Raw genomic sequence first — 12,502 nt, 5'->3', positions numbered from 1 at the left:
GACAACGTGTTGAGAACGCGCGCCGCCGTCCGGGGGCTCTCGGAGGTGAAATTGATGACGACGGCGCGGGAGCGCGGGATCTGCTTCGCCTGCACGTCCTCGAGGACGGCGTCTATGATCTTGTTATTCTCCTTGTCGCGGAGTTCTTCAACCGTCAATTGAGTCGGGTCGGTTTCATTCGGCGCCCTTGCAGGAAAAAGGTTCAGGCCGAGTGTGTCCTTGAAAAACGTTGCAAAAGCGCTGGGCGGCCGCAGCTTGCCGTTGAATTCCGGGTCCTGGTCGAGCTGCAGCGCCTTGATTACCCGGTCAGCGAGCTTGCGCGAGCGGATGACTTCGATCTCGGTCAGGATCGAGGCCTCGTCCTGCGGGGCGCCGGCGACCGCGGCCTGGAAATCGAACAGCGGCCCGGTCTTGTTCTCGAATACGACCTGAAGCTCTGCCGTGTAGCGCGGCGTCGCGGTCTGGACGTATAGGACCGCGATGCCAGTCAGTAGAACCACGACGCCCAAGATCGCCCACTTGTGCCGCCAAAAGCTGCGGATTGTCTCGCGCAGCTCACTGTCTAGCGCAGCCAGTGGCCGGCGCCGCGGCTCTGTGGATTCCGATTGAGTGGCGGTCGTAAGCCGTTGATCCATGGTCGTCTGTCACCTTCTGAGGGTTAATGCGAGCGCTTGCCCGGTAAGCGCGCACTGGCTGAAAAAAGGCACCGCAGCGTTACCATGCTGATCCAGCCGGTGGAAAAGCGCCTGCAACCTTGACGGTAATAATCACCCCTTATTTATGCAATCCCCAATAGCAGCCCGTTCTCCCCCGCCCAGGCTATCCGTCGCAGCGGGGCACTGCTGCCAAAACGCATGCACATAGCCGCCTTCCGCGTGACACCAGACCCATTACGGTAAGGCATTGCAAGAAGCTCCCGGTGAGTGTCAGTTCCCTCTACCGCGGGTGGCCGTCGGAGTTCTGCGAGGCACGGGGGTGACATCGGCACCGGAACAGCAGTCGCCACCAATGGGAGGATCCCCCCTGCGGATGCGGCCCGTGATCACCATCGCTGCCAACACGGTGGCGACGAGAATGAAGACTGAAAGGAATTCGCGCTGCACGCCGTCCAGCGGGCCAAAGGCTGCTACCGCCCAAGGGCTGGGGGGCGGGCCGGCCATTGCAGCATACAACCCGGTCTCGCCGCCGGCCGTGCGGGACTGGAGCCCTGCTGGAGCGATGGAGGCCGGCGGCGCGCCAAGCAATGATGGGCTCGCCTCGCCGGCGGTCTCGACGTCAGCCAAGACGCCTGGGTTCTCGTCGCTGGGGCTTGGCGTTAACACTGCCAGCAATCCCAGTGTGACGAGCAGACAGACTCTACGGCTCACCATATCCCCCTCCCGCGACGCGCAGCCAGCATTGTTGCTCGGCCGACAGCAAAGCAACGCGAAACTTGCACTTCCTTACTTACAGCTTCAAGATAGCACAGTCGTTGAGCCAGACGGAAGGCCCTAAAGAAGACCCAAATAGAGCATATGCTGCACGAGAAAGACGCTCGTTCAACCACAAGAACAACCATCCGTGGAGTTTTGGCGTGCGGTGGCGCGGCTTTGGCAAAGTGTCGTGCAGATACTGCCGAGCTGCGTTTCTACCGCCCGGAATCTTCAGCCGGGACAAATGGGGGTTGCACCTGGACCTTGGGAAAAACCGCGGTGATTTCCTCGCGAGCAGTTATGGCCTCGCTTGACGACGACCTCGTCGACTACATACGAGCCTGCCGCACCAGGGAGGCAGCATGGAGGGTAGAAATTCGCTGAAGGCCTTCGGCAACGACATCCACAAACGGAAGAAAGAGGCCCCCACACCCAACCTCAAACCCGCCGCCTGATAACCCCACCCGGAGCGATACCTGTGAGGCGATAGGCGCAAGTGTATACCGTGCGTAAGGCATTACGGCTTCCGTGCATAATCCGAGTTAGCTTGGCTCCGCAGTCTTCGCTAATTCCAAAGTGGGCTTTTCAGTCGGTACGCGCCCATAGAGGTCTTCAAACCGGATAATGTCATCCTCGCCAAGATAGGCGCCCGACTGCACCTCAATCATCTTCAAGGGAATCTTACCAGGATTCTCGAGCGAATGCCGTGTTGCATGCGGAATGTAAGTCGACTGGTCCTCGGTGATGTAAAACGTTTCGTTGCCCTTGCTGACTTTCGCGGTACCAGTGACGACGATCCAATGCTCGGCTCGGTGATGGTGCATCTGCGCGCTCAACCTCTCTCCTGGATTGACGACGATCTCCTTGACCTGAAAACGGTTACCCTCGTGCAAACTCCGGTACCAGCCCCATGGTCTGAAGACTTGGCGCGGCAGTAGGTGCTCGTTGCGGCCTGCCCTCGCGATTACCTCCACTACCTTCTTCACATCTTGATCGCGATCCATGCGGGCGACCAGAATGACATCATCAGTATCAACGACCACCAAATCTTCTACCGCTACTGCTGCGACCAGCCTGTGTTCAGAGCGGATGTAACAATTACGCGCATCCATTGTAACTACGTCGCCAAGAATAACATTGCCGTCGGCATCGCGACCGCCGATCTCCCACAAAGCGGACCATGAACCGACATCGCTCCACTGCATGTCAGCCGGCACCAGGGCACCGCGGTCGGTTCGCTCCATCACTGCGTAATCGATAGAGATGCTTGGCGCCGCATTGAACGGCTCACGCGCTAAACGGCAGAAATCGAGATCACTTGTGGCCTGCGCAAGCGCGTCACGGCAGGCGTCCAAGAGATCGGGACAGAGGCGCTCCATCTCCGCGAGAATGCCCGCGATCGGGAGAACGAACATACCGCTGTTCCAATAGTAGCGATGGTCGGCAAGATACCGGCCGGCTGTCTCGATATCGGGTTTCTCGACGAAGGTGCCCATGTGGAAGCAACCTTCGATCCCTGCAACGGGCTCCCCCCGGCAGAGGTAGCCATAGCCTGTCTCCGGCCGTGTCGGCACGATACCGAACGACACGAGCGCACCGGTTTCAGCAGCGTCGGCTGCGATCTCGGCTACCCGAATAAACGCCGCGGCATCGCCAACCACGTGATCCGACGGCATCACCAACATAACCCCGTCTGGTTGCGTCCGCTGCAAGAATAGAGCAGCAACCGCAACCGCCGGCGCGGTGTTCCGTCCCGTTGGCTCTAGGATGATCGTTTCTGGTCTGACTTCAAGTTCACGTAACTGCTCTGCAATCATGAATCGATGGTCTTCGTTGCAGATGACTAGCGGTGGAGCAAACGCGCTTCCTAGAGTTCTCCCGATGGTTTCCTGGAACAGGCTCTTCTCAGAGATTAATGGCAGTAGCTGCTTGGGTCTCAGCGCCCGCGAGAGAGGCCATAGACGGGTACCAGCGCCACCAGAGAGAACGACCGGGGTTATTCTCCGAATCATAACGCACCCTTATTTAGTGACGACAAACGTCCGTGATACGTAGTCGGTCAGCTTTGCGAGACACTCTTCAATAGAGTGCGCCATGGTATCGACCTGCAATTCTGCCAGCTTTGGTGGTTCGTATGGCGCTGAAACTCCCGTGAATTCATCGATTTCCCCGCGCCGCGCCTTCGCGTAAAGGCCCTTTGGATCGCGCTGCTCGCACGTCTCCAGGTCGGCTTCAATGAAAATTTCGTGAAAGAGACCTGGTGCTAGCATCCTCACACGATCTCGATCAGCGCGGTATGGGCTTATGAAGGCAGTTATTACGAGAAAGCCGGCACGCGCAAACAAGACGGCAGCATGGCCTACACGGCGTATGTTCTCTACGCGGTCTTCCGGCGAAAACCCGAGGTCCGAACACAGACCATGGCGAACGTTATCACCGTCAAGCACGGAAACCTGATAGCCGCGTTGGAAAAGGTAGTGTTCAAGGCTGAAGGCGAGAGTCGACTTGCCTGCACCGGATAACCCGGTCATCCATAGGATACCACCTCGGTGTCCGTTCATTCGCCAGCGGTCTGACTCCGGCACCCGGTGCTCAACCATAAAGATATTGCTCGATTTGATCCCGGTAGGCCGCTGATCAGCGTATCCCTCCATGCTGATCAGGCCGCCGCCAACGATATCGTAGTCCTCGACAAGTACGAAGCGCCCAGTCAGCATATTATAGTCGAAAGGATCAAGCGCAATTAGACCGCGTGCGCGCAGCACTACTTCCGCGACTGCGTTGCGTTCAACCTCCTGCGACTCGCGCATGCCGAGGTCGTTCACGTCTATGATCCGTTCGATCTCCTGTACTTCAACCGTGTACTCAGCAGTGCACAGTTTCATCTTGTAGCGGTTACCGACCTTCAGAGGCGCATGCCCAAGCCAGAACAGTCGCCCGCGGAAAACATTTGAAAGCGTCGGAGGATTCGCGACGAGACTTGCAACCTCACCACGTTCAATGAACAACTGTTCGTCGAGAGTTATCCCTATAGACTGACCGGCTCGCGCGGCAACCGGCTGAATCCTGGCATTCCAAGCCTCGATTGAGGCTACACGCGCGGTCTTGTTGGACGGGGAAAACATCAGTGTATCCCCAACGCGAATCTGCCCAGTCTCGATACGACCAGCGACAATTCGACGTTCATCGAACTTGTAAACGTCCTGAACTGGGAACCGCAGCGGCATTTCGAGAACAGAAACTGGCTGTTGTATGCCGTCGAGAGACTCCGCTAAGGTCGGTCCTTCGTACCAGTCCATACGTATAGATCTTGTAACGATATTGTCACCATCCCGCGCGGACACAGGAATAATTTGAGTATGCTGCAGGTCGAGACCAAGTTCGCTTAGGTAATGCCGTACATCCTTTGAGAGTTTCTGAAATCTGTTCTGGGCAAGAGAGACCAGATCCATTTTATTGATTGCCACTATGACCTGGCGGATACCAAGAAGATGCAAGAGGTACGAGTGGCGTTTCGTCTGTTCCTGCATACCTTCGCGCGCATCGACGACGAGGACCGCGGCGTCGGCCTGCGCAGCGCCGGTGACCATGTTTTTCAAAAATTCCCGATGGCCCGGAGCGTCGATCAGCACATACTCGCGAACGGGGGTACGGAAGTGAATATGCGAGACGTCAATAGTAATACCCTGGTCTCTTTCCGCCTGCAGCGCATCCATGAGGAATGCCCACTCAAAAGGCATGCCGCGCCGCTCGCTCATAGCGCGGATAGCTTCAAGCTTTCCTTCCGGCAACGAACCCGTGTCGTGAAACAAGCGGCCTATTAGACTTGACTTACCATGATCGACATGCCCGACAATTACGATTTTAAGAGAGGCGTGGGGTTGGAGCGGCTTTGCTTGCTGCCCGCATTGAGGAGCAACCGGGGGAATGGACATTTGCGTCGTTCATTCACGTTCGTTGGCACTAGGAATTACATGTAACCGTCTGCGCGCAGACGCTCAAACGCATCCTCACTTTCGTGATCCATCGCGCGACCAGAGCGCTCCGCAACCTTCGTATGTTGCAGTTCGTCGATCACCTCATCTATTGTCGCTGCCGCACTGGCAACCGGAAAGGTTATGTCTTGGTCACCGAGCGATCGGTATCGCCTGCCATTGTGAGAGAAGTAGAGATCGACAATCGGAATATGTTCGCGCTTGCTGTACCGCCAAATATCAATCTCAGTCCAATGCAAAATAGGGTGTACACGCAGGTGGGTGCCAGGGCCAAAATCAGTCTTAAACTGATCCCAGAACTCCGGAGGCTGGTCACGAAAGTTCCACGTATTTTGCTCGCCGCGAGGGCTGAACACACGTTCCTTAGCACGTGTCCCCTCCTCGTCGCGACGAATCCCCACAAGGAGACCAGCGAAGCCCTCGCGATCAATCATGGCCTTGAGCCCGGCAGTTTTGCGCGCTGCGGAGCGGGCAGCAGGAGGCAAAGTTGGATCCATCTCCTCGACCGGCGGACATGTGCCAACTTTCAAGTCTAATTGCCAGTCATTTGTGTATCGTTCACGAAACTTATACATCTCTGGAAACTTCTTTCCGGTGTCGATATGAACCACGGGAAACGGGACATGACCAAAGAACGCTTTGCGCACCATCCAGAGGAGTGCGTTCGAGTCCTTTCCAAGCGACCAAAGAATCGCTAACTTATCAATCTTATTGAACGCTTCGCGCAGAATATAAATCGTCTGACTCTCGATGATGTCGAGATGTTCCATGGTGGATCCGTTTGTTTGACGTACTTGGGTGGCTGGCTTTCTTTGCCGAGAGGGTCCGTCCCCAATCGCCTGCGTTCGCGCGCACCGGACCAGCGCGGATGCGGCGCCATAGCGAGGAGATGGGCAGGAAACATGATCCAGTTGTAGGAGTCAATCGGACCGCTCGAATAGCCGGGGCGGAAGCGGTCTTGAGGTACCGTAGGGGTTGTGTAGGCGCTCGCGATGGCTCGCTGATGCGACTGCCAGCGGATTGCCGTCGAAGGCGCCACTCCGAACCATGTCACCGCAGGCTCACCTCGTAAGTTCCGCACAGGTGAGCCACGGCCTGCCGCCTGGCAGCGGGCGTCACCATTCCTTGAATTGAGCTCCTTCAGCATGACGTTGTCGAGCACTGCCTCGGCAAGAAGCTTCTTCAGTTTCGTGTTCTCATCCTCGAGCGTCTTCAGTCGCCGGGCCTCGGACACGTCGAGACCACCATACTTGCCCTTCCACCTGTAGAAGGTCGTTCCCGAGATGCCGCGCTTGCGGCAGACATCCGCCGCCTTTGTCCCAGCCTGCTGCTTACGCAAGATCCCAATGATCTGCTCGTCCGTGAACTGTGACCGCTTCATCGTCCATCCCCTTCAAAGTGAGGGACGCTACTCATTCGTGGAGGAACTTCAGGCGCACAGGTCAAGATTGAAAAATCTAAGCTGCCTTCTGGCTACTCGCCAACCGAGCGGTCGAATCACAAACCCGCGCTCCGCGCCAGGCAAATGGGGGCATCCAAACCTGCGATCAGGACATCGTCGCTGCCCCGATGGGGTTGACGTCCACGGCCACTTCGATCGTGTGCGCTCCGCCACCGAAGATAACGCCGTTCACAAGACTCACGTCTCCGTAGTCGCGGCCGATACCGATCGCCACGTGCTCGACTGAAACCAGGAGGTTATTGGTTGGATCCAGGTCGATCCATCCGTGTCCCGGGCACCAGACGGAAAGCCAGGCGTGGGACGCGTCCGACCCGACGAGCTTGTCCTTGCCTTCTGGTGCCTTGGTGAGCAAATAACCGCTGACATAGCGGGCGGGTACCCTGAGAGACCGGAGGCAGGCCAGCTCGAGATGAGCGAAGTCCTGGCAAACGCCGCGCCTACCGGCAAAAACTTCGTCGATCGGGGTCCATACCGTAGTCGCCGTCTTGTCGTAATCGAAATCTCGGAAAATCCGCCGCGTTAGGTCGAGAGCGCCTTCGAGGACAGGCCGGCCTGGCGGAAAAGATGCTGTCGCGTAGCTCCGAAGATCCACGGTGTACCGTGTACGCGGAGAGTCGAACGCGAACTGGAGAGCGTTCCGCGCTGGCTCGGAGATGTCCGACACAAGCGAGCCGTAAATCTCGTCCCACGGTCTGGTCTCCGCGGGAACCGGACGAGAGGTCTCTCGCACTTCGATCACGCTTCGGACATGCAACACAAGTTCGCTATGTTGCTCCTGCAAGGTGATGTGGGTCTCGGGATTAGCGAAATAGTCGGTCCTCGCGGTTTGGATTGTTGGCGTCGGCGAAATCGACAGCGCCGTCCGATGACAAACCTGGTGGGGGAAGGTCCGCGGGCTCAGATGCAGCACGTGGTGAGAGAACGACACCGGAATAGAGTAACGGTAGCGGGTCCGATGGCTCACTTCGTAGATCACGCCTCCTCCGCCGCTGGCTTGAGGTCGACGGGTCGCCTGGCTTCGGCATGACTGAAGTAGTCGCGTGTAATCGCCTCCGAGAGACGCGGCAGGCTGGCATCGAGGCGGTCGAGAAGTGCCGCCAGCGTACCCCGGTATCCATCGGCGTCCGCTTCACACAGGATGGGGATCTCCGCGAGCCGGACGGCTGTCGATAAGGACAAAATGATGCGCTGCGCGTCGCTCCTCGCCGGCGGCGAGACGACGGCCGGCAGATTGTCTACGTGCTGCAACAAAGCAGCGATCTGAAACGCTACTGAACGCGGGTTCGTCTCGTCGAGCAGCAACAGGTCGATGACCGGTGCCATCATTGGCGTCGCCAGATAGCGCCATCGGTAGGTCATGATACTGTCGGCGACCTCTAAGAGCAGAACGAGGCTGCCGTCTTCCTCCGGTTCGTCACGGACCAAGAGTCCGCGCAGAATGCGCGCTAGGTGCCAACCTCGCTCGAGCCGCCGGCCCATATCGAGGAACCGCCACCCGTAGTCGCGGGTCATGTTCTCCGTTTCCAGACCGCTAAATGTCGCAAGAGCCTGGACCAGGTCCTCGGTTCGTTCAATCGTCTCGCTCACGTCGAACCGCCCCGGCAGACGGGATCGTGTCGCCTCAAGGTGCAGACGGCTGAGCGCCCGCCATGCTTCCAGCGACAGCCAGTCCCGGGAGAGCGTCGCCGTCCGTTTAAGATCGGCGACCGTAATCTGGAGGCCGTATTGGATCGCCGGTTCGAACATTAGAGAGTTAATCTGGCGTTCGATGGATGTGGTGACGCCGGCGCCCACTTCGTCGTTCGATGCCGGGGCGATGTCGGTCTTGTCGAGCAGAACGTCCACCACCCGCTGTAGCACCGTCACTTCGAGGGGGTCGCTCGGGTCCTCGGTCAGCCGGCGCACGACACTCCTCACGGCGCGCGTCATATCTTCGGCGCGTTCGGCGTAACGTCCCAACCAGAACAGGTTGTCTGCAGAGTGACTGGGAATGTCCTTGCTTCGCCGCCTGGGGCTCATTGTGCCAACGCGCGAGCGCAGCAGACTGTACGTGGACGTCGGCGAATGTGAGAGAACCCACGTGTCCTTCGCCCCCTGTCCCCGTCGGAGCAACGCCGCTTTGGGGTTGTCGGTCGCCGAAACCCGGGTCAGTCCGCCGGGCATCGCCGTGTATCCGTCCTCCGAAGCGGCGATGAACACCCGCACAGACATCGGTCTCGGATGCAAAGCCCCCTCTTGCCAGATCGGCGTCGACGACAAGACGACAAGCTCCTGCGCAACGAAGTCGTCGCCCCGTCGCTTCAAGCGCTGAATGACTTGCTCGCGTTGTCGATCGGTCAGGTCGCTGCCGAGAATGGGGCCCGAAGTCGACCCGAGCAACGGGCGCGGTTCGAACGCCTGATCGATCGCGACTGCGTCCAAGTTCCGCACGACGTACTCAAGCGCGTCATCCTGTCCGCACCACCACGTCGCCGTGTTTGGAAGTATCAGATCCTCATCAAGGAGCACCCGGCATAGATTGGGCAGGAATCCCATCATCGCCTTCGATTCAACCAGGCCGCTGCCGAGCGCGTTGGCCACGATCACCGTTCGGGCTCGGGCGGCCTGCAGGAGGCCGGCAACCCCGAGGCTCGACTGCGTGTCGAGCTCCAGGGGATCACACAGTTCGGAATCGATACCGCGCAAGATGAGGTCGACCGGTACCAGGCCCTCGACCGTCTTCAGGTAGACCTTGTTTTGTCGGACCGTGAGGTCGGCACCTTCAGCAAGCGTGTAGCCGAGATAACGGGCGAGGTACGAATGGTCGAAATAGCTGTCGACCTTCGCCTCGTCGGTCAGCAGAACGATGCGCGGATCGTCGCGGCCGGTGCGCACCAACAGACCATTGTGCAGCTTCTGAAAGAAGACTGCCAGCCGATGAATATGAGTCTGGCGAAAGAAGTTGGGCATGCACCGGGACATGATGAGCCGGTTCTCGAGTGCGTAGCCGGCGCCCGCCGGGGCTTGCGTGCGGTCGGCGACCACCCACCATCTTCCGTCGGGTCCGCGGCCGAGATCGGCCGCATAGGTGTTGAGGTAGATGCCGTCGCGTGGCGCGATACCATGACAAGGGCGGAGAAAGTGCGGATTCGCAAACACCAGGGCCGCCGGCAAATGACCGTTCTCCAGTAACCGCTGGGGGCCATAGAGGTCGGCAAGGACTGCATTGAGAAGCCGTGCTCGCTGTACCAGCCCGGCTTCGAGTAACGCCCATTCTTCTGCTGGTATGAGCAGTGGGACAAAGTCTAACTCCCATGGTCGTTCGGGCACGCCGGCCAATGCTGCGAGCGAATGCGCGAAGCCACTGTCACGCAACATACGTTCGGCTTTGCGCAGGTAGCCGTTCAGGTCGGCTTCCGTCATCGCCTGAACGCCGGCGACGAACGGTTGCCAGTGCGGGCGCGGTCCAGCGGCCGGATCCATCATTTCGTCGTAAATGCCAGGGATGAGGTCGTAGGACCGCAGGATCGACTGGTGATCCTCCGCGCCGACTTGCGGCAACCGTGCGTTCATGTCACGCAATCTTTCGTATGGCGCTGCCCGGCTCCTTGAAACGGAAACCGGGATGTTCGCAGGTGCGCAACTCGCGGATACCGGCGTGTGCAATACGCGCACGTCATATTAGCTTGGAACCGCGGTCGACGCATGCCTGCGAAGGTCCACGGTTACCGGGTACTCGGCGCTCGATGTCGCCACCGGAACCTTAGATTGGCCAGGTGTATGCCCGAAGCCTTGAAAGCGGGTCATTCGGCGTGCTTCGGCTTCGAATGCGTTCACCGGGTACGTTTCGAAACTGCGACCGCCGGGATGGGCCACGTGATAGGTGCATCCGCCGAGCGAGCGCCCAGACCACGTGTCGAACAAATCGAAGATCAATGGCGCGTCGACACCTAGCGTCGGATGTAAGCAATTAGGCGGCTGCCAAGCGCGGAAGCGGACCCCTGCGACCGCTTCACCTCGTGTTCCCGTCGGCTGCAGAGGGATGCCCCGGCCATTGCATGCGACGACATGCCGACCTTCGGTGAGGCCGCTGACCCGAATCTGCAGACGTTCCACGGAGGAATCGACGAAGCGGGCGGTGCCACCCATCGCGCCTTGCTCGCCCATCACGTGCCAGGGTTCGAGCGCTTGACGCAATTCCATGGTTACGCCGTCGTGCTCGACGCTGCCATAGACCGGGAACCGGAACTCAAAGTGCGGCGCGAACCAGTCGGCCTTGAGGGCGAAGCCGGCAGTGCAAAGGTCGTCCACGATCTCCAGGAAATCCTTCCAGACGAAATGTGGCAGCATGAACCGGTCGTGCAACGTCGTTCCCCAACGGATCAGCGGCTTCTTCCATGGTTTTTGCCAGAACCAGGCGATGAGAGCCCTAAGGACAAGCTGTTGTGCGATGCTCATGCGTGCATGCGGCGGCATTTCGAACGCACGGAACTCGACCAGTCCGAGCCGTCCGTTCGGGCTCTCTGGCGAGTATAGCTTGTCGATGCAGATCTCGGCACGATGCGTGTTACCGGTCACATCGATCAGCAGATTGCGGAAGATACGATCGACGAGCCATGGCTTGGCGGTCTCGCCGTCATCGGGGTCCAGGATCTCGGCGAACGCGATGTCCAGCTCGTAGAGCTGATCGTTGCGGGCCTCATCGACACGGGGCGCTTGGCTGGTCGGTCCGAGGAACAGACCCGAGAACAGGTACGATAACGACGGGTGGTTCTGCCAGTAGCCAATCAGGCTGCGCAACAGATCCGGGCGGCGCAGAAATGGGCTCTCGGCGGCGCTCGGTCCACCGACGACGATGTGGTTGCCGCCGCCGGTGCCGGTGTGGCGACCGTCGATCATGAACTTCTCGGTGCCGAGCCGCGTCAGTCGTGCCTCTTCGTAAAGCGCGGTCGTGATCGCGACCAACTCGTCCCAACTGTGCGCCGGGTGAATGTTGACCTCGATAACGCCGGGGTCGGGTGTGACCTTGATGATGTTCAAACGGGGATCGGATGGCGGTCCGTAGCCCTCCAGCCGAACGGGCATCTTGAGCTTCGATGCTGTGTCTTCGACGGCGCTAACAAGGGCAATGTATTCCTCAACCTCTTCGGTCGGCGGCAGAAAAATGCAAAGCGCGCCGTCGCGTGACTCGATGCCGATAGCCGTTCGTACCGCGCCATCCGGCCCCACGCCGGCTTCCTGACCGACCTGATGTTGGCGCGCAACGTCAGGCGAGGAAGCCTCGGGCACAGCGACCATCATCTGCTCACCGACGTGACTATGTGGCGCTGCCGCCGGCCTCGGTAGCGGTCCCCTCTGGGCGAAGGGGTCGGCCGGCGAATAGAACGGATATGCCTCCGGCGGTACCCAGGGCAGCGATTCCAGCGGCAGGCGGTAGCCGATCGGCGAGTCGCCCGGGATCAGGAACATGCGTCGGCGACGGAACGACCAGCGCTCGCTTCGCCAGCCGGACCCGCCCTTTGCCTGCCAGGGCTGAACCGGGAGGATGAATCCCACCGGATTGGCTAGTCCGCGCTCAAGCACGCGGACAAGGCGGGCCCGCTCCTCGGCCGATTCAAGCTTGGAATCGAACGCATCGACGTTCTCGGGAAGGT

7 protein-coding genes and 1 pseudogene are annotated in these 12,502 nt (G+C 59.4%); all 8 read right to left on the bottom strand.

The features are described from left to right. Positions 1 to 635 (bottom strand): Wzz/FepE/Etk N-terminal domain-containing protein (locus tag NFW05_RS14315; protein WP_295308238.1); only part of this gene is annotated, 635 nt, incomplete at its 3' end. Between the two features lie 1,319 nt (positions 636 to 1,954). Beyond that, complete coding sequence (locus NFW05_RS14310; RefSeq protein ID WP_295308235.1) at positions 1,955 to 3,424, bottom strand: mannose-1-phosphate guanylyltransferase/mannose-6-phosphate isomerase; 1,470 nt, start codon at positions 3,422 to 3,424, stop codon at positions 1,955 to 1,957. A 9-nt stretch (positions 3,425 to 3,433) separates the two neighbouring features. Continuing rightward, complete coding sequence (cysC, locus tag NFW05_RS14305; protein ID WP_295308232.1) at positions 3,434 to 5,347, bottom strand: adenylyl-sulfate kinase; 1,914 nt, start codon at positions 5,345 to 5,347, stop codon at positions 3,434 to 3,436. A 35-nt stretch (positions 5,348 to 5,382) separates the two neighbouring features. Continuing rightward, positions 5,383 to 6,177 carry a sulfate adenylyltransferase subunit CysD gene (gene cysD, locus NFW05_RS14300; protein WP_295308229.1) on the bottom strand — a complete coding sequence of 265 codons (795 nt, stop codon included), beginning with the start codon at positions 6,175 to 6,177 and terminating at the stop codon, positions 5,383 to 5,385. 310 nt (positions 6,178 to 6,487) lie between these two features. Beyond that, positions 6,488 to 6,788, bottom strand: a pseudogene (locus NFW05_RS14295) (transposase); the annotation flags it as partial. A 166-nt stretch (positions 6,789 to 6,954) separates the two neighbouring features. Then, entirely contained in the window at positions 6,955 to 7,845 is an 891-nt protein-coding gene (locus NFW05_RS14290; RefSeq protein WP_295308226.1) for a transglutaminase family protein, read from the bottom strand. After that, the gene (locus tag NFW05_RS14285; RefSeq protein WP_295308223.1) at positions 7,842 to 10,421 is read right to left on the bottom strand and encodes a circularly permuted type 2 ATP-grasp protein; all 2,580 of its coding nucleotides are present in this window, start codon (positions 10,419 to 10,421) and stop codon (positions 7,842 to 7,844) included. The genes NFW05_RS14290 and NFW05_RS14285 overlap by 4 nt, the downstream gene beginning before the upstream one ends. A gap of 108 nt (positions 10,422 to 10,529) precedes the next feature. Further along, a partial coding sequence (locus NFW05_RS14280; RefSeq protein ID WP_295308220.1) for a transglutaminase family protein occupies positions 10,530 to 12,502 on the bottom strand: 1,973 nt, incomplete at its 5' end.

The sequence above is a fragment of the Accumulibacter sp. genome, from assembly GCF_023806625.1.
Classification (GTDB): Bacteria; Pseudomonadota; Gammaproteobacteria; order Burkholderiales; family Rhodocyclaceae; genus Accumulibacter.
The sequence above is the reverse complement of the archived record's forward strand: the minus strand, read 5'-3'. Positions and strand labels throughout refer to the sequence as shown.

Bases quoted from the DNA above. Each gene is read 5' to 3' on its own strand.
- NFW05_RS14310 (WP_295308235.1), bottom strand. From the start codon at position 3,424: ATGATTCGGAGAATAACCCCGGTCGTTCTCTCTGGTGGCGCTGGTACC.
- cysC (WP_295308232.1), bottom strand. From the start codon at position 5,347: ATGTCCATTCCCCCGGTTGCTCCTCAATGCGGGCAGCAAGCAAAGCCG.
- cysD (WP_295308229.1), bottom strand. From the start codon at position 6,177: ATGGAACATCTCGACATCATCGAGAGTCAGACGATTTATATTCTGCGC.
- NFW05_RS14285 (WP_295308223.1), bottom strand. From the start codon at position 10,421: ATGAACGCACGGTTGCCGCAAGTCGGCGCGGAGGATCACCAGTCGATC.